The organism is Sphingobium wenxiniae (genome assembly GCF_007830065.1).
In the GTDB taxonomy this organism is placed as follows: Bacteria; Pseudomonadota; Alphaproteobacteria; order Sphingomonadales; family Sphingomonadaceae; genus Sphingobium; species Sphingobium wenxiniae.
In genome coordinates this window covers 84,548-103,810 of sequence record NZ_VLKK01000011.1, presented here as the reverse complement: position 1 = coordinate 103,810, position 19,263 = coordinate 84,548, and the positions used below count along the sequence as shown (strand labels likewise).

General features: G+C 63.7%; 18 protein-coding genes and 1 pseudogene. 5 read left to right on the top strand and 14 right to left on the bottom strand.

All coding sequences use genetic code 11. From position 1 onward, the window contains the following. Positions 1–104 precede the first annotated feature (104 nt). Entirely contained in the window at positions 105–1,418 is a 1,314-nt protein-coding gene (locus tag IQ35_RS14615; RefSeq protein WP_004212961.1) for a hypothetical protein, read from the top strand. Between the two features lie 69 nt (positions 1,419–1,487). Beyond that, on the top strand, positions 1,488–1,823 hold the full coding sequence (locus tag IQ35_RS14610; RefSeq protein ID WP_231735705.1) for a four-helix bundle copper-binding protein: 336 nt from the start codon (positions 1,488–1,490) through the stop codon (positions 1,821–1,823). A gap of 126 nt (positions 1,824–1,949) precedes the next feature. On the opposite strand, the gene IQ35_RS14605 is transcribed toward IQ35_RS14610, so the two are convergent. From IQ35_RS14605 to copC, 4 genes are all read right to left on the bottom strand, one after another. Next, positions 1,950–3,884, bottom strand: a complete 1,935-nt coding sequence (locus IQ35_RS14605) for a cytochrome c/FTR1 family iron permease (RefSeq protein WP_058818219.1) — start codon at positions 3,882–3,884, stop codon at positions 1,950–1,952. A gap of 264 nt (positions 3,885–4,148) precedes the next feature. Next, complete coding sequence (locus IQ35_RS14600) at positions 4,149–6,833, bottom strand: vitamin K epoxide reductase family protein (protein WP_037471820.1); 2,685 nt, start codon at positions 6,831–6,833, stop codon at positions 4,149–4,151. Between the two features lie 249 nt (positions 6,834–7,082). Further along, positions 7,083–8,009: a copper homeostasis membrane protein CopD gene (copD, locus tag IQ35_RS14595; protein ID WP_145074391.1), complete on the bottom strand. Its 927-nt coding sequence runs from the start codon at positions 8,007–8,009 to the stop codon at positions 7,083–7,085. A 4-nt stretch (positions 8,010–8,013) separates the two neighbouring features. Next, the gene (copC, locus tag IQ35_RS14590) at positions 8,014–8,382 is read right to left on the bottom strand and encodes a copper homeostasis periplasmic binding protein CopC (protein ID WP_145074388.1); all 369 of its coding nucleotides are present in this window, start codon (positions 8,380–8,382) and stop codon (positions 8,014–8,016) included. A 227-nt stretch (positions 8,383–8,609) separates the two neighbouring features. Here copC and IQ35_RS14585 point away from each other — a divergent pair, with 227 nt between their 5' ends. Next, a complete protein-coding gene (locus IQ35_RS14585; RefSeq protein WP_004212954.1) occupies positions 8,610–9,593 on the top strand; it encodes an NAD(P)/FAD-dependent oxidoreductase in 984 nt (327 codons plus the stop codon). 24 nt (positions 9,594–9,617) lie between these two features. Then, positions 9,618–9,743: pseudogene (locus tag IQ35_RS21565) on the top strand (DUF305 domain-containing protein); the annotation flags it as partial. 212 nt (positions 9,744–9,955) lie between these two features. Here IQ35_RS21565 and IQ35_RS14575 read toward each other — a convergent pair. From IQ35_RS14575 to IQ35_RS14535, 9 genes are all read right to left on the bottom strand, one after another. After that, positions 9,956–10,492 (bottom strand): DUF2231 domain-containing protein, encoded by a 537-nt coding sequence (locus IQ35_RS14575; protein ID WP_030541569.1) that lies wholly within the window; start codon positions 10,490–10,492, stop codon positions 9,956–9,958. A 367-nt stretch (positions 10,493–10,859) separates the two neighbouring features. After that, positions 10,860–11,309 (bottom strand): DUF411 domain-containing protein, encoded by a 450-nt coding sequence (locus tag IQ35_RS14570; RefSeq protein WP_004212951.1) that lies wholly within the window; start codon positions 11,307–11,309, stop codon positions 10,860–10,862. A 61-nt stretch (positions 11,310–11,370) separates the two neighbouring features. Further along, entirely contained in the window at positions 11,371–11,760 is a 390-nt protein-coding gene (locus IQ35_RS14565) for a DUF305 domain-containing protein (protein ID WP_184204962.1), read from the bottom strand. Between the two features lie 87 nt (positions 11,761–11,847). Continuing rightward, the gene (locus IQ35_RS14560; protein ID WP_145074385.1) at positions 11,848–13,146 is read right to left on the bottom strand and encodes a copper resistance protein B; all 1,299 of its coding nucleotides are present in this window, start codon (positions 13,144–13,146) and stop codon (positions 11,848–11,850) included. Continuing rightward, complete coding sequence (locus IQ35_RS14555) at positions 13,136–15,142, bottom strand: copper resistance system multicopper oxidase (RefSeq protein WP_145074382.1); 2,007 nt, start codon at positions 15,140–15,142, stop codon at positions 13,136–13,138. The genes IQ35_RS14560 and IQ35_RS14555 overlap by 11 nt, the downstream gene beginning before the upstream one ends. 95 nt (positions 15,143–15,237) lie before the next feature. Beyond that, positions 15,238–15,810 carry an RNA polymerase sigma factor gene (locus IQ35_RS14550; protein WP_004212943.1) on the bottom strand — a complete coding sequence of 191 codons (573 nt, stop codon included), beginning with the start codon at positions 15,808–15,810 and terminating at the stop codon, positions 15,238–15,240. Further along, entirely contained in the window at positions 15,807–16,226 is a 420-nt protein-coding gene (locus tag IQ35_RS14545) for a periplasmic heavy metal sensor (protein WP_030541565.1), read from the bottom strand. The genes IQ35_RS14550 and IQ35_RS14545 overlap by 4 nt, the downstream gene beginning before the upstream one ends. A 20-nt stretch (positions 16,227–16,246) precedes the next feature. Continuing rightward, positions 16,247–16,531, bottom strand: coding sequence for a hypothetical protein (locus tag IQ35_RS14540; protein WP_030541564.1), 285 nt, complete (start codon positions 16,529–16,531; stop codon positions 16,247–16,249). A gap of 543 nt (positions 16,532–17,074) precedes the next feature. After that, positions 17,075–17,740 (bottom strand): DUF1345 domain-containing protein, encoded by a 666-nt coding sequence (locus IQ35_RS14535; RefSeq protein ID WP_145074379.1) that lies wholly within the window; start codon positions 17,738–17,740, stop codon positions 17,075–17,077. A 587-nt stretch (positions 17,741–18,327) separates the two neighbouring features. Between IQ35_RS14535 and IQ35_RS14530 the strand changes: the two genes are divergently transcribed. After that, positions 18,328–18,657: a hypothetical protein gene (locus IQ35_RS14530; RefSeq protein ID WP_125458964.1), complete on the top strand. Its 330-nt coding sequence runs from the start codon at positions 18,328–18,330 to the stop codon at positions 18,655–18,657. 98 nt (positions 18,658–18,755) lie between these two features. On the opposite strand, the gene IQ35_RS14525 is transcribed toward IQ35_RS14530, so the two are convergent. Continuing rightward, positions 18,756–19,256 carry a DUF1440 domain-containing protein gene (locus tag IQ35_RS14525; protein WP_066551370.1) on the bottom strand — a complete coding sequence of 167 codons (501 nt, stop codon included), beginning with the start codon at positions 19,254–19,256 and terminating at the stop codon, positions 18,756–18,758. Between the last annotated feature and the right edge of the window lie 7 nt (positions 19,257–19,263).

Sequence of the window (19,263 nt, the reverse complement as noted above, 5' to 3'; positions counted from 1 at the left end):
GGGGAGCACGTCATTCGCGGTCCGATATGCTGAATCAAGAAGCTCGACGGTCACCGACCAGGGGCTTAGGTCTTGGTTCAGCGAATGGGGATCACACCGACAATATGGCCACGCAACCCGACCAAATTACTACCGGAGAGGATCACGGTGGCCTCGTTCGTCGTCTTATTGCCCGTTGGCGTGACGATCCTGGCGCAACCTACCGAAGCTGGTTTCTGTGGGACGAACGGTTGAAAAACTTCCGCTCGATCCGGCGTGGTATTGGCCAGGTCGTTGGTGAGATCGAGCGCGGCACGTTCGGCGTCGCCTACCGGGGATCGTCGCTCGAAACGGTCGTTCATTCCGTCGCCGAGCAGCGTCAAATTTTCAAAGGCGCTGACCATGCCTTTCTCTGGAAGCCGAAGCTCCGCATACCCGATATCTACGAAAACCCGGAGAACCAGCGGGCGTTCGGTCGCTTGCTCGACGCCTGTTCGTGTTGCGACACGGCCGAGGAAATTATTGGCCATATCCACACGATCGATCGCTTGAAGATCAAGGGGCTCGGGCCCGCGGTCGCCAACCTGCTCTATTTTCTTCACCCGACGCTGGTGCCGCCCTTCAACACCGCGATCGTCAAAGGCTACAACGCGCTGACCGGCTCGAAGGTGAAGCTCGGGAGCTGGGAGCATTTTCTGGCGATGCGGTCGGGTGTACTCGACTTGAACGATCGCCACCGCGACCTGCTATCGAACGACCTGGGTGCGATTGGCGGCTTGCTGTTCGACATCGGCTTCGATCGCTACCCGGCCCCTCCTCTCGATGTTAGCGGCGAGGCGCTGGCAAGTTGGGGACAACGGCTTGAGACGGCGCGCGAGGAGGCGCGCACGCTCAGCAAGGCGGCGCTACGCGAAGGCGAGAACGAGCGCACCCATACTGAAATCCAAGCATGGCTTCGCGATCTAGGACTCGCGCTCGGCTATGACGTGTGGATCGCATCGAACGACCGCAGCCGTGCCTTCAATGGATCGCCGTTGGGACATGGGTGCCTTGAGCACCTGCCCGCCTCCATCGCAACCTCGAAGGGGGCGGATTCCATCCGTCTAATCGACGTGCTGTGGCTTGAGCGCGGCGGCGATCACGTCGCGGCAGCGTTCGAGGTCGAGCATTCGACGTCGATCTACTCGGGCATTGTGCGCATGCTCGACTTGGCGCTGAGCGGCAGCGCCCTCCACGCGACCGCAGGGCTGTTTCTGGTCGCACCCGACGCCCGCGAGGCGGATGTCCGCGCGCAGTTACAGCGTCCCGCGTTCAGCCGCGTCGCCGATCTCGACATATCGTATCTTCCCTACGGCGAGCTGGAGAGAAACCGCGAGGCAATCGCCAGGTTCGGATCGGGGCTTAAAGCGATCAAAGCCATCTCCAGCAAGCTGGCTTGATCGAGAGAGGTAAGGGGTACGCGCGCGCGCCGCGTATTTTCAAATGGGCGGGGGCTCAGCTGGAGATGAATGATGCATCAGATCGATCCCGAGATGAAGGCGTGCATGGACGCCTGCCACGAATGCCATGTCACCTGCCTCCACATGGCGATGAACCATTGCCTTGAGGCGGGAGGCCGACATGCCGAGCCGCAGCACATGAAGATCATGGCCGATTGTGCGCAGATTTGCGCGGTCGCGATCGACTTCATGGCGCGGAAATCTGAGCATCACCGGCATATCTGCCGCGAGTGCGCCGAGATTTGCCGGGCGTGCGCGTCGAGCTGCGAAGGGCTGGACGGCATGGAGGATTGCGTCGCCGCGTGTCGCAAGTGCGCCGAGGCTTGCGACAAGATGGCCGCGTAAATGGCCCGAGGGCGGCGCTTTCCCCGCCGCCCTCCCGTTACATTGCGAGCCAAGGCGCGTGAGACGGTGCGATGCACGGTCAGGGTTGCGGCAACGCTTTAGAGAGGGGCGTTGTCTGCCCTGCCACTAGTAGGCTAGCGGCCCGCCCGCCCGCGGCTTGGCGCGGCGGTTCCAGGCAAACCCGATCACGATCACGGCAAGCATCAGGAGTTGTGCCAGCACCGACTGAAATGTCGGGAACAGGCCCAACATCGAGATACGTGGCACGCTGGCGAGCGGCGCTATGTCGATGATCCCCGCCTCTTGGAGGGCAGCGACTCCCTTACCGGCCAGCACGACCGTCAGAGCGGCCATCAGCCACGAGCTGTAGCGGAAGAACTGCGTAATCGGCAGCGTCCGGCTGTAGCGGAGCATGGCCCAGGCGATGACGGCGAGAAGGCTGATCGCTGCGCCGGCGCCGGCCAGCAGCATCGCGGTGTTACCCTGTGTCGAGAGCGCGGCGTAGAAAAGGATCGTTTCAAAGACCTCCCGATAGACCACCAGGAATGCGAGCCCGAACAGGAACCATCCCGACCCGCTCGATAGCGCCCGTGACATTTTCTCCCGGATATAGCGTTGCCACTGATCGGCTTGGGCCTTGCCGTGCATCCAGATTCCGACCGAGAGCAGCACGATCGCGGCGAACAGCGAGCCGAACCCTTCGGTCAGCTCCCGGCTCGCGCCGCTGATCCCGATCGCATAGGTGGCGACGGCCCAGGTAAGCCCGCCCGCGATGAGCGCCCCGATCCACCCGCCATGCACATAGCGCAAGGCTTCTGGCCGTTCCGCTTTGCGGAGGAACGCGATCATGGCGACCACGATCAAAAGAGCTTCCAGCCCCTCACGCAGCAGGATCGTAAAGGCCCCCAAGAAGGTGGACGCCTGCGTCGCGGCGTCGGGCGCGAGCGCCGCCTCGGCATCATCGAACAGGCCGCCCAGCACTGCCACTCGTTCGGCCACATCATCGGCCGACGTGCTGCTCTCCACAGCGGCGCGATATTCTCCCATCGCGCCTTCGATCCTGGACATGAGCGTCGGGTCGCGCGCCGAGAGCGTCGGTTCGATCGGCTCGAACCCGTCGAGATAGGCGGACAGCGCCAGTTCCTTTGCGCCGCGCCGGTCGCCGCGCCGGAACGCGGCGAGGCTTTGCGCAAGCTTGGAGCGAGCGACCGCGAGCGAGCCCGGGGCTTGTTGCATCACCTGATCGGGGTGGCGCCGCAGATAGGCGAGCACCGCGTCGGCTTTCGCCTGCCCGATGCTGCCCGCAAGCGCGGCGGGGGTGAGCGCGACCAGGGTTTTCAAATCGGGGATCCGCGCCCGCAAGCTCGGCTGGGACTTCCACAGCCGTTCGCCTTCGACCGCTTGCGCGTCGGTCAGGGCGAAGCTGCCAGCGCGGAACGCCAGCGCCCAGCGTTGATCGTTCGGCAGATCGGCGAAGCTCTGCATCGCGGTCCCGTCGATGCCTTGGCTTATCACCTGATAGAGCGCGAACACGCTGCGCTGGCGCGCCCGTTCGGCGTCGGTGAACGCGATCGGCGGCGGGTCGAGTCTGGCAGCGTCAGGCCCATGTCCGTCGCCGGTGAGGCCGTGGCAGGACGAGCAGCTTTGGACGTATAGCCTTGTTCCCATGGCGGGGTCGGGTGCCTTGGCGGGAGCGAGCGGCACCGGATAGGCCTTGAGCAGATCGGCGGCGAGGCCATGCGCGAGTGTCGCGACCTCTCGGGACGATCCCTTGCGGCCGATCACGGCTTCGAGCTGCGAAGCGCTTTGGATTAGAGATTGCCGCTCAGGCGTCGCGGGAAGTGCGCGGAGGCGCGTCGACACCCCAGCGGCGAACTCCGTCATCTCCGCGTATTCGGACGCGCTTATGACCGCGCCGTTGGCGACCGCACCGCCATAATCGACCGCCATATAGTCGAGCAGACGCCAAGCAGTTTGAACATCGCGGGTATCGGCCATCGCCGCAGCGGGGATCAACAGCAGCATAAGCGACGCGACCAGCGCGACCAGAGGTGACGGCATATGGGTGATCGATTCCAAGCTTCACTCGTCGCGGACTATGCGAACAACTCTCATTAGCAGTATTGGGCAGCGTGCGCGACCACCAATGGCAGGATGATGAACATCGCCGCCGGAGAGCTGGCGGGCGATCGTCTCCGGCGACAAGATCGTGACCGCGAACCCGGAGACGATCGGGGGGGTAGAAAAGCGGCAGCGAAGGCGCGTGACGGTGTGCGATGCACGATCAAGGTTTTCGATGAGGCTAAGCAGTGATTGAAGATACTTTCAGATCACGTACTTGTCCCAGCTTGCATAATGCTCGGCGCTGCGCTTTCCCCTTGGAAAGCTGAGGCCGACGAGCGCAATGCCGGCTACGACCGAGGCCACGGCCCCAAGGTGACCAACGCCGTCGAGGAGGAAAGGCGCGGCCACAAGCCAGGCTCCGAACGCGACGTTGATCAGCCGCAGCGCGCGGGCAACTTCTGCGGTGGCGATGATCGCGACCGTGATGACCAGCGCACCCACAACGTGATCGCTGTTCGCCATACCGCCTTCCGTGCCGAACAGTATTCGGGTCAGCATCAGCAGGACGCCGATGACGATGCTCGCAGTCAGCGTCCATGGCAGGGTCAGTCCCTTCTTTGCGTCCGCCCAGAAGGTGCTTGGCGAGGCCATCGCGTCCGACGCGTCCACCGCTCCCGCCTCTATCGCGTCACCCTGGAAGAAGGTGCGGATCAGCGGTTTGCCTTGCCGGCGCGCCCAGAGAAGGAACTGACCCATCGCAATCACCTCGTCGAGCGCGAAGGGGATCATGATCAGCATGGCGAGCGCGGCGATCAGCGCCAGCGTGCTCCATGTGCCGATGACGATGGGCTGACTGATGATGAAATAGATGCTGATGACGCCGAGCGGGATGACAAGGATGCCGAAGAAGGTCACCATCCACGGCATGGTCCGCCAGCGGTCGCGGGTGCCCATTACCGCCATCAGGATCTCGAGGACATAGCTGACCGTGCCGAGCCCACCATCGGGAATCGGCCAGGCCTTGGACATGTCCGAGGTGATGATCTCCTCGGTGCCGTTGCGTGGATCGCTCAGGGAGCCGGCGAAAAACGGCTCCCAAACGCCGTCAATATGCCCCAGTTGGTAGGCGGTGAGGATGCGCGAGGTGAGAAGGCCGATCAGACCCATGGCGACGATCGGCAGCCGCTGTGCGTCGGTGGATGGCGAATAGGTCCAGCCGGGCGGGATGTTCTTGGGGTCCATCATGCCCGCCATGCTCATGCCCGGCATCATCGGCACGAGCACCGACAGGGCGATCACGGCCGAGCCGATGAGCAGGTTGTTGTTGTACTGAGCGGCGCTCGGGCTCCAGAAGATCAGCGGGGCGAAGAACAGCCAGATGCCGACGAACGCGACCGCCCACTGCGCCCATGTCTTGGTGCGCGGAACGAGCGACAGCGCGCCGAACAGCACGATGGCGAGGCCGCTGACGACATCGCTGATGGCCAGCGCGTTCGCCCGCCACTCGATCGACGGCAGCCCGCGATCAATAGTTACGAAGCGCGCCGCCTCGCCGACACTGTGAGTGGTCACGGAGTCGTAGATAAGCGGGCTGGAGGCGAGCCACAGCCCAAGACCGATGTTTGCGTAAAGAGCCCAGCGCGCACGGCGCTCGTCGCGGTCCATTATGGCCATGTGATCGCCGTGTGCACCGTGACCGGTCATCGCCATGTCCGCCGCGCCAGGTCGGTGCCCCATGGCAGCATGGTCCATGCTGCTATGGTCCGCAGCCCCGTGATCCATGTCGGCCATTCCACCGCCTGCCGCTGCGGGTTGTTGGCCCGGCGCTACAGGTTCGGCCTTTAGCTTATCGTGCCAGGCAACCAGATTCTCGTTAAGCTTGTTGTTCCGATACCAGGCCCGCGGGTGGCGCTTCAGCGCGGCGACGATCGTCGGCAGCGTGTCCCGGAGGCGATGCTTCGGTTCCCAACCGAGCAGCAAGCGGGCGCGTGAAATATCGAGGATATAGTGGTCGTTGCTGCTGTCGATCATCCAGGGCTGGATGAAGTCGTCGCTGCCGAGCGCTTCGTTCTGCAGGATGATCCCGGCTTTCGCGAGCGGCTGCGGAATCCGGATCGTCTTCCAGCCCTCGCCGTGGAGCGCCTCGCCGACGATGTCCTGGATCTCGGCATAGCCGGGTGCGTCGGGCTCGCCGATGAGCAGCGGCAGTTCTGACGGCAGTTCGTGCCGCCGATCGACCAGACGCAGCACGGCGTCAGCCAAGTCGTCGCGGTGCACCGATGACTGCGCCGCACACAGCATGCCGGGATAAAAATGCGAAATCAGGCGGTGCTCGTAAATCTGCGATATCTGCTGCGCGAGAAAAGCCGAGCGTCCGTCGTCGTCGTAAACTCCGGCGGCGCGCATATAAACGACGGGGATGTTTCCGTGGCGCTCATGCAGCAATGTCTCGGCGTCGACCTTGGACTGCGGATAGGCCCAGGACGCGCCGATCGGCGAGTCCTCGTTGATGCGCTCGTCGGGTGTGGGGGTCGGCTTATGAACGAGCATCGTGCTGGCGAAGACGAATTGTCCGACTTCGAACGATTGCAGCCCGTCAATCAGCCGGCGGGTGCCCTGCACGGTGACCTTGTCGTAGAGCGGATTGGGGTCACCCGTGATATCATAATAGGCGGCGAGGTGGATCACCGAGGCGATGCGGTTGCCGTACCGTGCGCGCACCTCGTCAAGCGCAACTCGGACCGCTTCGTCTGACCCGAGGTCTATGTCGATCGCCGCCGCGGGCGGCGGTGGGTCGGGAGGGCCGGCGCGATCAAGGCCGACGACCGTGTAGCGCTCGCCGAGCTGGGCAATCAGCGCTGCGGCGATAAAACCGCTCGCACCCGTGATGAGGACGACTTCGCCACCCTGGCCGCTGCCGGCTTCACTGCGTTTGCCATCGGTCATGACTTTGCCACCCTTGTTCATTCATCTCTGAAAACACTGACAGGCCCACCCGGACCAACCCTCTCGCACGCCCAGCTTTGCAGCGCGACGCGGCCTTCCCGCAAGCGCCTGTGGGCGACTTAGGGCGTCGGACACGTAAGCTCAGTCCAAGCGGGGGGTGTCTTGGGAGGCGAGGGTTAAGCCGCGTAAGTGGGTAAAAGAAGGTGGAAGGCCTGAGCGGCGCTTGCGTGGACGGTTGGTCCATAGCGCTTACATGCCCGACGCGGGCGGCGCGAGGGTGCCGAGCCATGCCACGAGCGCCAGGATGCCGATCACGCAGGCTGTCTCGACCGCAAGGCTGGCCCGCAGCGCCGTAAGCGCCCCGCCATGGTCGTTCATGGCAATCGAGCGCTCGAAGGCCGGCGTGAGGCGGAAACGATTGAGTGAAGCGAGCCCCAGCATCGCTGCGAACAAGACCAGTTTGGCGAGCAGCAGCAGGCCGTAGAGTGTCGTCCCCAAGGCCGTGAAATTGGCTGGGCCGACGAGCAGCCAGCTGTTGATCAAGCCGGTGACCACCAGGGTAACAACCACGAGCGTGCCGACGGCGCCGAAGCCGTGCAGCGCGCGATGGGTCAGTCGAAGGTGCGCGGCATCGATCTCCTCGGTGCGACGCGTCATCAGGAGAAGCAATCCGAACAGCGCGCCGACCCACAGACCGGCGGCGAGGAGGTGGAGGATGTCCGCACCGAGGTGAAGCCATCCGGTGCTTCCCTCGTCCATGGCGCCATGCCCGTTCCACGCGAGTGTCGCCAATGCCGCGGCGGCGGCAATCATGGCGATAGCCAGCCACGATGCTCTGCCTCGCGCCAGCAGGGCTGCACCGCCGGCGATGACCAGCGCCACCATCCGCACCTTCCAGGCGGTGCCAACCGGCGGCCCCCCGAGCAGCGCGGCCACCGCTGCCTGGTCGACCGGCCAGAATGGAGAACCGGCCATCGCCGAGGCCATGAGGATCAGGCCAGCGGCTGAGAGCAGCAACCCGAGCACCGCACTTCCGGAGAGCCAAGGCCGCAGCGCGATTGCATCATCGCGCTCGCCAAGGCGAAGGCCATAGAGGCTGAAGGCCGACAGGCCGAACAGCGCCGCCAGGACCAGATACAACGCCAAGCGGATGGCAACGGTCGGCCAGTCGAGCATTCGCTCACTTCACCGTGAAGTTGTAGCTGCCGGTGATTTTGTGTGTGTCGCTAGAGACGACCTGCCAGTCGACGCTGTAGCGCCCACGCGGGAGACGCTGCTTCGGGGTGATCGTGAGCGTCCGGCCATCGGCGCCGACTGCGGCGCTGCTGGCCATTTTCATGGCCGCCATGCCCGGCATCGCTGCCATGGTAAGGTCGGCCTTGGAGAAAGCCGGCACGAGTTTCTCGCTGAACTGAAGGCTGATCTTCTCGGGGGTCGCGACGGCCGCGTTGGCGGCGGGGCTGGCGGACACCAGCTTCGGATGCGCGTTCGCCACGCCGCCTGCGAAGAACAGGGCGGCGGCGGCAGTCGTGATGAACAAGCGGCGCATTTAGGATAATCTCCATTTCAATTGGGCTCACCTGTTATTACGCAGCCGGGCGGGTCACCCCTCACGATCTTTTTTTCCGTGCCGACGCTCGAACTCTCGATGAGGGGTCGGCGGCGTCGGCGCGTATTCAGAAGGAGCATGGAGCGCTTTTTCACTGCGTCTCCCCTGAAACGAGCTGTGGCCGCGGGCCTGACAGGCGAATGCGCGGGGTAATGATGAGGTTGCGGTTGACCGATCAGGGCTGGACTGGAGATCCTGAGGAGGTCATCGACTGTCTGATAGTGGGCGGCGGTCCAGCGGGCCTCATGACCGCGATCTATCTGTCGCGGTTTCTCAGGAGCTGCGTCGTCTACGATGCGGCGGCAGGGCGCGCCGCGTCCATCCCGCGCTCGCACAACCTGCCAGGATTTCCCGGCGGCATTTCCGGCGTCGCGTTTCTTGCCCGCCTGCAGGCTCAGCTGCGCGAATATGGCGGGACGATCCAGAGAGGTGAGATCGACGCAATCGTCGCGTCAGGCGACCACTTCTCGGCAAGCTGCGAACTGAACGTCCTGTATGCGCGGACCGTTGTCCTTGCGACGGGCGTCGTCAATCGGCGTCCCGAGATGCCTGATGCGATGCATGACATCGGCGTGGCGCGTGGGCTTCTCCGCTATTGTCCGATCTGCGATGGTTATGAGGCCCGGCGGATGAACGTGGCGGTGCTCGGCGGCAGTGGTCACGGCGCTGAAGAAGCCGAATTCCTGAGGGCTTATGGAGCCAAGGTCACGCTTCTGGCGGAACACTCGCTCGATCTTGGGCCGACCGAACTTGCCAAGCTGGACCAGCAGGGCATTGATGTCGCCCCCTCGCCTGTCGAGCAGTTGCGTCTTGGCGACTGTGTCGAGGTGAGGCTGGCCAATGGCCTGGAGCTACAATTCGACACGCTTTACCCCGCGCTCGGCTCGTCGCCTCGGACGCGGCTTGCCTCTTTGCTCGGAGCACAGCTCAGCGAATCGGGGTGCGTGCTGACCAATGCCCATCAACAAACCTCGGTTAAGGGTCTCTACGCAGTCGGCGACGCCGTGGAAGGGCTCGATCAGATCAGCGTCGCAGCCGGACAAGCGGCGATCGCTGCGACCGCAATTCATAACATGTTGCGCGACCGCGACAGTGGATTGTCGTCCGCCATCGCCGGGCTGTATCCCGCTCGGAGCGTACCGCCGACGTAGTGGGAGCCACTGGCGGTGCACCGAGCGAAAGCCGCCAACAAAGCGCTGATCGCCGGCTCGCTTGTCATCTTCTTCGGCTGCTTCGCGCTTATTCGTATCCACACGACGATCGGCGACACGGCCTTCCTCCGTTCGATGATCCCGCACCACGATCCCGAGGCTTGCGCGGGAGTGCATCGAGACAGTGTGCTATTACCAGCGTCGGGGGTTGCTCGACACGCCCTAGCGGGGCCGGGCTCGCCGGCGGCATCCGACGCTATGCTTGAAAAGGCCTACGGCACGAAGGTCGGCGCTGCCGCATTTTGTCGCATTCTCCTTCGCAGCGCGCCAACACGCGACCGGCTACTAAGCGTCGGGGCCCCTCAGAACGCCAAGTGGTTTATTCCGCCGTGCATGAAGGTTCCGCCGAGGAACCCCTGGATTGAGATCGCGAGTGTCATCAGGCCAAGCACCGCCCAGTACAACGACCGCGACCGCTCGGGACCCTTGCGGTGGCGCGCTGCCATCCAAGCCAGCGCGACGCCGAAGACCGCGATCGATGTCCCGAGCCAGCGATGCGTCATCAGGATAGGGTTGCGGTCGGTCAGGTAGAACCCGCCTGCGAACCAGCCCAGGAACGCCGCCACGATCGCTCCCAGCGCGCCGACGACCAGCATTATGTGTGCGACATGCTGATAATCCCGGTTGCGGCGCCACAACCCGAACAGCTCCACCCCGAACGCACCGATGAACAGGGCGATGGGAAAATGAATGACCATGGTATGCACCCGCCCCAGCCAGCTCACAAGCCGTTCGCCGAAAGTCTTGTTCTTGTTGGCGGTCTCCTCGTGCATGCCGCCCATGTCCATGTCGTCGCCGGCGATGTCGCGGCCGCCCATGTTCATGTCCACGGTCGACATAGAGCCCATGCCCATGTGGCCGTCGCCAGCGTCCGCCCCATCTGCTTTCTGCGTCTCGGCTGCGCTGCTAGCGGCCGGCCCGGGACCGGCCCCGAGCGCATCGTGATCTTCGTGCGCCGATGCCGACGTGCTTACCGAGATTGCAACCGCAAGGAGTAGAGCGAAAGCCCCGCCTCGTTTACCGCCCATCACCCAACCCCTTGAACCGTGTTGTTTCAATCCAGTTTACGCACGCCGCGCCTTCTTCCCTCACCTGCCCAGCTTCCTTTGTGAAACTTTCCGTCTGCTCTTCAAGACGGACTGGACGCCACAGCTACGCTGGCTGCGGCGACCGCGTCATGCCACTCCGCCAAAAAACATCGGCCGATCAGCTGCCGTGGCGGGCGAACAAGCGGCGTCCGCCGGTGCCGAAGGCGACCACGTCATAGGCCTGCGCCTTGACGCCCGGCACTTCCATTCCAGGCGAGCCGAGCGGCATACCGCCGACCGCGAGGCCCCGCACGCCCTTGGGCCGGGTCGCGAGAGCCCGCTTCATGTCGGCGATCGGCACGTGGCCCTCGAAAGCCATGCCATCGGCGATCGCGGTGTGGCAGGACGAGAGGTCCGCGGGAACGCCCGCGCGCTTCTGCAGCGCCGGGCGGTTAGAATCATCGACGACGCGCACCTGACGGCCGAGCTGCTGCTGCACCTGCGCCGCCCACTTGGCGCAACAGCCGCAGCCGGGGTCGCGGTGCATAACGATCGGGGTAGCCGCGCTGGCGGCAACCGGAACCAACAAGGCTGCGGCAGTAAGCGCAAATCGCAACGCTGACTTCATGGAAAAATCTCCTTGGTCGTTCCTCCCGTCTCCTCGCTGGGGGCGGGAGGAACGAGGCTTATTACTGAGGACGCTTGCCCATCGATCGAAGCATCGCCTGGAGCTCACCGATGCTGTTGTTCTGCTCGGCAATCGATTTCTGAGCCATTTGCCGGGTCTTCGCATCTGGCGCCTGGCGGAGAACGATCTGCGACATGGCGATCGCACCGCGGTGATGCTCGATCATCTTGCGGACCCACGTCTCGCTCGCATTAGCGCCCTTGGCCTTCATCATCTTTTCATGCATCGCCATTTCGGCGGGCATGAAAGGCGTGTTCATGCCAGGCATGTTGTCGTGGTTCATGCCTTGCATTTTCGAGTGGTCCATGCCCTGCATGCCGCCTTGCTGAGCAATCGCGGGCACCGCCATCAGCAAACTGGCCGCAGCCGCCCATTTAGTAAGCCTTAACATCACTTTTCTCCTTACAATGCGTGCCAAGAACCCGCTCCGTGCGATTCGATGGGGGTGATCATGTCTCCGGCAAAGAACGGACCATCTTCAAAACCATGTCCTCACGCCTAGAACCAGGCTCGTCGATACCGCATCCTCGCCATCCTCGCGTGCAAAACGAGCGGAGCGGCCCACTCTGCGCTCATACGAAACACCGATATAAGGGGCGAACTCGCGCTTCACCTCGTAGCGCAGCCGCAAGCCAAGCTCGATATCCGACAAGCCCGAGCCGATCCGGTCTGCCGGAACGTCCTGCGCCGCAAACTCAGCTTCGACACGAGGCTGGAGGATCAGCCGCTGGGTGATGCGCTGATCGTAATACCCTTCAACGCGGCCCAGCACGTCGCCCTTGTTAGACAAGAAGAGTGCGCCCTCGACGTCGAAGAAACCCGGGGCCAGGCTCTCAAACCCGACTGTCGCGTAGACACGCGAGGGATTAGGCTTGAAGTCGTACCGGATCCCCGCCTGAAAGTCGGTGTAGGGTCCGATCGCCCGTGCGTAGAGCGCCTGCAGCTCCGCCCTTTCCAAGCTTCTCCCAAAGTTCCCTTCGCCTTCGGTTTTAAGAACCAGGCGATTAATGTCGCCACCGTACCAGGCGCCGCCATCCCACCGATAAGCATCGCGACCATCCCGGATCTGGACTTCAGCCAGATTGAATATGACCTGCGAGAAATTCTGCCCGCCGTGCATCGACCGCAGATGCTGCTGCGAATGCGCCATGGCGGCGGCAGAGTAGACCTGGTCCGCGGCCCGATCCGTCGGGATGGGCGGCGGCGGAGCGGTGCCGGCCGGCAGGTTGGTGCCGACCATCGCCGCGCCCGTGGCTGAGGGCATGCTTCCCATGTCGTGTCCCGACATGCCTTGCATCGCGCCCGAACTCTGGCCCATTCCCTGCATCGATCCATGATCCATGCCCTGCATAGCACCTGGCTCGGCGGGGTTGGTGCCGCCGGACGCACCTGGCATCGCGGACATGTCGTGCCCCGAACTGGAATCAGGTTTGGCTTCAGGCATATTCATACCCGGCATGGCGGACATGTCATGACCGGCGTGAGGATCGGCAACGACGGGTTCGCCGACCGGAGGTTTGGCGGACCGACTTGCGGCGGGCTTGGCCGCCGATCCCGCCTTTGCGCGCGGGGTAGACCTAGCAGCAGGCCTCCCAGATTCCTTGCGCGCGGCGGGCTTGGTCGCCGCGGGCTTCTTGGCGACAGGCTTTTTCACCGCTTGCGTCTTTGGCGGCGGCATCTTCATGCCGGGCATGTTTGAATGGTCCATCTGCGCGGCCGCGGGCGTTGCGAGGCCAAGCGCGGCGCCGCCAGCCATCAGGAGGAACTTAAGCTGCATCGCGATTCTCCTCGCCCATCGGGCGAACGGTCACGACACGCATCATCCCCGCGGTCATGTGATAGAGATTGTGGCAGTGGAACGCCCAGTCGCCAGCCGCGTCGGCCGTTACGTCGAACGTCATCTTACCGCCGGGCGCCACATTCACCGTGTGCTTGCGAGGCGCGAAGTCGCCATGTCCGGTTACCAGCTCGAAGAAGTGGCCGTGCAAATGGATCGGGTGCGGCATCATCGTGTCATTGACCAGGGTGACGCGCGCGCGCTCGTCCTTGCGGAACGGGATGGGGTCGGCAGGGTCGCTCATCTTCTGGCCGTCAAAGCCCCACATGTAGCGCTCCATATTGCCCGTCAGGTGGATCTCCAACTGACGCGACGGGGCGCGAACGTCCGGGTTGCGGTCGAGCGCGACAAGATCGCGATAAGTGAGCACGCGATGATCCGCGTCCTCCAGCCCCTGCGGCGGCTCGCCCGTGCGGTCCTTCGGCATCGGCGAGATGGTCTGCACTCCCGGCCCCATCTTGACGCCGGGCGCGTTCTTGGGGTTGCGCATGTTCATGTCCATGCTGCCGCCTGACCCATGATCCATCCCGGCCATGCCGCCGCTGCTCATCTGACCATGGTCCATGCCCGCCATCCCGGCAGCGCCCGCCGCCATTTGGCTATGGTCCATCCCTGGCATAGCGCCGCTCATCTGGTCGCCCCCCATCCCAGCCATGCCGGCCATCGCAGCGCCTACCGCCTTCGTTCCGTGATCGGTGGGCTCTTTCCACCCGGTGAGCTTCCACAGGTTGCGCGAGGCATTCTGCATCAACGTGGGATCCGGCCCGCGCTTTGCGACCGGGTTCTCGTCCGCCATACCGGACATCCCCTCCATCCCGCTCATGTCCATGCCCATGTCGGTCATGGTCAGCAACGTGCGCGGGCGGAGCGGCGGGACCGGGGCGATCATGCCCTCGCGCGGGGCCAGTGTCGCGCGCCCCATGCCGGATCGGTCGATCGCCTCGGAAACGAAGCTGTAGGCGCGGTCCTCGGGCGTCACGATCACGTCGAAGGTTTCCGCGACGCCGATCTGGAATTCGTCCACGGTTACCGGCCGGACGTTCTGGCCGTCGGCCTGCACCACCGTCATCGGCAAGTCAGGGATGCGCACGTTGAAGTTGGTTTGCGCCGCAGCATTGACGATGCGCAGCCGAACCCGCTCGCCCGGTCGGAAGAGGCCCGTCCAGTTGTCGTAAGGGCCAAAGCCATTGACGAGGAAGGTGTAGGTCGACCCCGTAACATCCGCAATATCGGCCGGGTCCATGCGCATCTTGCCCCATTCCATCCGATCCTTGAGGCGCATCTCGCGGCCGGCGAGCAGCCCGCTCAGCGTCGGGCGCTGATAGTTGAAATAGGCGCCGCCCATCTGCTTGAGCTTGCGGAAAATTTCCTCGCCCGTCATTTCGCTATGATCGGACAGCACGATCACATGCTCGCGGTCGAACGCGACCGGGTCGGCACCCGCCGGATCAATCACGATGGGTCCGTAGAGCCCTGCCTGCTCCTGCTCGCCCGAGTGGCTGTGATACCAGTAGGTGCCGGACTGCAAGATCGGGAACTCGTACACAAAGGTCGAACGCGCCTTGATGCCGGGGAAGCTGATCCCGGGTACGCCGTCCATTTGGAACGGCAGAATGAGCCCGTGCCAGTGGATCGAGCTATCTTCGTCGAGGTTGTTGGTCACCGCAAGGCGGACCTTCTGGCCCTCTTTGAGGCGGACGAGTGGTGCCGGGACCGTGCCGTTTACCCCGATCGCGGGCGTGGTGATCCCGTCCATGACCAGCTTCATTCGGTCGATGGTCAGCGCGATGTTTGTGCCCGACACGGTCGGCAGGGGTTTGGCGATACCGCGCGACACAGGTTGCGCCCAAGCTGGCAAGTAGGCCGACATGGCCAAGGTGCCGCCGAGCGCGGCGGTTCCGCGCATTACGTCGCGCCGGTTCAGTTTGCGGCTCATGCCGTTCCTTCGCTCCAAGTTCATGGCTTGCGGCCGGCGACCCGGGGGAGGGCCGCCGACCTTACCTTTCATTACGCGCAAATAGGCTCATCCCCTCACGCGAAGTCGAGAATTTTCGATAATCTTTCACGCGCACGCCGGAGCCGCGTCTCCACGGCCTTTCCGCTGATCCCCAGCGCGGCGGCGGTTTCCGCCTGGGACAAGCCCTCCACGGTCCGCAGCAAAAGCGTCTCCTTGAGCGTGGCCGGCAGCTCGGACACCGCGCGCGAAAGCCGCGCAAGCTCTGCGCGATCGAAGGTGATGGCGTCGGCACCCGGCGCCTCGTCCCGCTCACTCTCCATGGTGTCGGGCGGCAGCGAAGAGGCGAACGATAGTATCTGGCGTATGCGCCGCCGCCTGTGCCAGTCGCGGCTCTTGTTGATCGCCACGCGGGTCAGCCACGCAGCGAGCGGCCGATCTCCGTCATACTTTCGCAAGTTCTGAAAGGCGGCCACGAAGCATTCCTGAGTGAGGTCAAGCGCCTCTTCGGCGTCGCCGATATGCGAGCGGATCAGGCGGTAGACCGGTCTTTGGTGCCGCCGCATGATCTCAGCGAACGCAGCCTGACGTCCGGCGAGCGTCAAGGCGGCGAGTTCGCCGTCCGTGCAGGCCGCGAGATCAAGGCTCACCGCGCGTCTGCGGTCAGCGCCTTCACCACCGCGCGGTCAAACGTCCTCGCCTGGTCGGGCCGCAGGATCTGCCGCATCGCGAACATATGGTTCAACGTCTCCTTCTGGAGCTCACCCATCGCGCCGTGCGAACGATCGACGGCGGCCGCGACCTGCGGCCCGTTACCGTGTTCGGCCTCGATGGCGGCGGCGAGCCGGGCGTTGTCGGCTCTGAGTTCCAGCTCCAAGGCACGCCTTCGAACGGTGAAGTGAGACTCCAGCATCTGGAGCTTGGTCTGTTGAGCTTCGTCCAGCTCGAGCCCGTCGTGGAGCAAGCTGTGAAGCTCAACGCCCGGGCTTGGCGGGGAGGGGAATAACTCACGTCCAGCCCACACGCCTGCGACCGCCGCCACGAACGCGACGATGGCGATCAGCATCGTCCTCCGGGCGCCGCTCGTCACTGGAACGCGAGTAAGGTCGAAGGCGCTAGCGGCATGGCAGGCCCGAAGGGTGTTAGCGTCGGCACCTGCGCAGTCGTCGCTGCGGACGACAATCCGCCGCCCACCACTCCCAAGGCGACTGCGCCTAGCGCTGCCAGCATGCCGGATCGCAGCGTAACTCCGCCGCCCGCGCGCCGCTCCGCCGCGATCAACCGCATGACATCGCCTTCCAGTTCAGCAAGCCGTGGATGAAGCGGTTGCTCGGCAAGGCGGCGCAACGCGCTGTCTAAATTCATGTCCATGTTCATTCCTCCGCCGTCCTCACATCCATTACGCACGGCCGGTGAACACCCCTCGAGTCCGAAGCGAGCGAATGTCACACACCCCCCGGACGCGGCTGCGCACTCTTCCATTGCGTCCAATCGCTCGCAGCTCGCTAGACAGGCCGGGCACACGCGTCCCGCTGTTCGAATTCCCTGTTTTATGGGAGGTCAAAACCGGTCGGATGACACGCAGACCGGCAATCGATGCGGTTCCGCGGCCTCGCCGTCGCAGAACCCCCGTTCAGAACGATGAGGGCGGCCCAATCGGGCGGCCACGCCTTGATCTCAACCCACCCCAAGGCCGGCCTGAGGCCGGTGAACGGGCTGGGGCGACGGCGCGATGATAGGCTAGCAGGCGCTGTTCGACATGCCGCGCCCGCTCGGGACGCGAAGATTGCGCGTGAGGTGCCACTCCCAATGTATTTGGCCTTATCCTAAAAAGCTCGGCTACTCGACGTAGCACAAAATCACGCGTCATTACGTTGAGACCGGAAACATGCCAGTTGCGCACTGGACGATCGTTCAGTTAATGCTGCCGACGACGTTGACGGTCAGCGCGACTGCGCCGATGTTGAAGACGAAGGCAATGAGCCCGTGCAGCATGACCAGCCTGCGCAGCCCCTGGTCGTTGACCACGACGTCTGACACCTGGAACGTCATCCCAACAACGAATGAAAAATAGCAGAAATCCCAAAAGTCGGGGTCGTCCGCACCTGGAAAGTCGAGACCGCCACGCCGTTTCTCCCCTGCGCTTTGGTAGTAGAGATGCGCGTAGTGCGTCGGTAGGGTGAGATTGCCGAATATCCAGGCAAGCAGAAGAGCCGTAATGGCAAGGAGAATTTGGCTATCACTGTGCGGCGTGTTGCGAGCGAGTTCGATGACGAGAGCGAGGATGACGACGCTGAACACTAGCGCTGCGATAAACAGCAGCAGCGGTCGGGACGCGTCATATCGCACGGCGTGTATTTGCAGGCGCTCGGCGGAGTCTTGCCGCATCAACACCGTGGTGAAGGCGATGAACAAAGTCGCGGCGGCAACGAAGCCCCCGAGTGTTGCTGTGGCGAAGCCATAGCTCCCAACGAGCAGCAGGACACCCGACACGAAGCTGACGAGAAAAGCTACATGCTGTGGCGGAAGCCTGCCAATCATGCTTCGGTTGATTGTCGCGGTGACAAAATCTTCAGCCAATCGATAGTTTGCTATTTCGATGAAATTGCGCGGGCACGGATGAGCGCGTCACCGAGTCGAGCCTGGTGGCTCGTTGAGGGGACGGCACTTACCCTGCGAAAAGCGCCCGAGCAATCCTTGACGCCCCACATTTCAAATGCCCTGACCGCCGTCTTTTCCTCCAGCTGGAGCTAGAGTCCGGCCTGACGGTGAGGGTCGCGTCGTTCGTCTTTCCCGGCGTTCTGGCGGCATTCGCCGTCGTGCTCAGCCTGGGTTTGTCCCGAAGACTCTGGAAAGCCCGTCCGGTGCCCGCCACCGGATCAGGTACATAAGCCGGACCGCGGAGCCGACTTTAAGCCCGCAGGACAGCGAGAGGGAAACGGCTTAGGATATGGGGGAAAGGGGCAAAAGGGTGCCGCGGACGGCTCCGCGCGCCTGGTAAGCTTCGACTTCCGAGCTGAGACGAGTTCCCGGCGTAAGGTGCTTCCGTCCCGTCTTCACGCGAGCTGCCGAGACTATTCAAACCCGGTTCAGCACGTTCGGCGCACACATCTCTCCAGCCCGATCGGCCACTCGCGGTACGACGAGCGTAGTTGTGGAGAAGGAACATGTTCAAGCTCGCGATCGCCGGATTGGCACTCATCGTAGCCGCACCGGCCCTCGCCGAACCGCCGGCCCATGCCGGCCAATCCAACGGCCATGGGTATCAGAACCAGAGCTACTACAGCCAAGGCTATGGCTATGTTGAACCGCAGGGTCACGGCCGAAGTTACGGCTCTTACCAAGGCCAAGGGCATAGCAGTTACGGTAACGGTTATTCCAATTACGGCAACTATGGCTACGCCTCGAACCGGCACGCCCGTCGGGACTACCGCCGGGAAGTACGTCATGCGCGTCGCGACGCGCGCCGGTACAACGAGCATGGTTACAACCACTAGGATGCACAACGGCGCGGGCCACCGCGCCGTTGTCACTTCTGAAGAGTGACAACGCGTCTGACACGCAAGAGTACGGAGAAGGTCGCGGGCGTGCGGCTTTAGGCAATCTTTGCTCTGACACCCGCAATTAGGAGCCTCCGCGCCACTTCGAGAGCCACGCCGAAAACTAGGTGCGAGACAAAGCCGCGCAGGTGCGTCGAAGCCGCGACCTCCGAAGCGGGGGGACTAAAGCCCAACGCCGGCATCGCCATCTCGTCGGCGACCAGCGACACCGCCGCTCCGTAGGCGGTTCCGAACCCAGCGCTGGTCTCTGGGCGAACCTCCACCGCGGCTCCGTAGAGAGCGCCGAGAAACACCCCAAAGCCGTAATGAACAGCTGCTCCCGCAGGCTCACGATATCCCTCCGGTACCGGTTTCCCTACGGTAGCTTCCGTTACAGCGTCGGCCACCTTGACGGTGTTGGGCTCGTCTCCGACATCCCTATCGCCCGAAGCGGCTTTCCAGGCTTCGTGGAACTCGGACATTACCCACGAGGCCACCAACCCCGCCGCCGCGCCCGTCACAGCGCCTTCGATTACGCGCTCTGTGTTCACATCCATCTCTCCG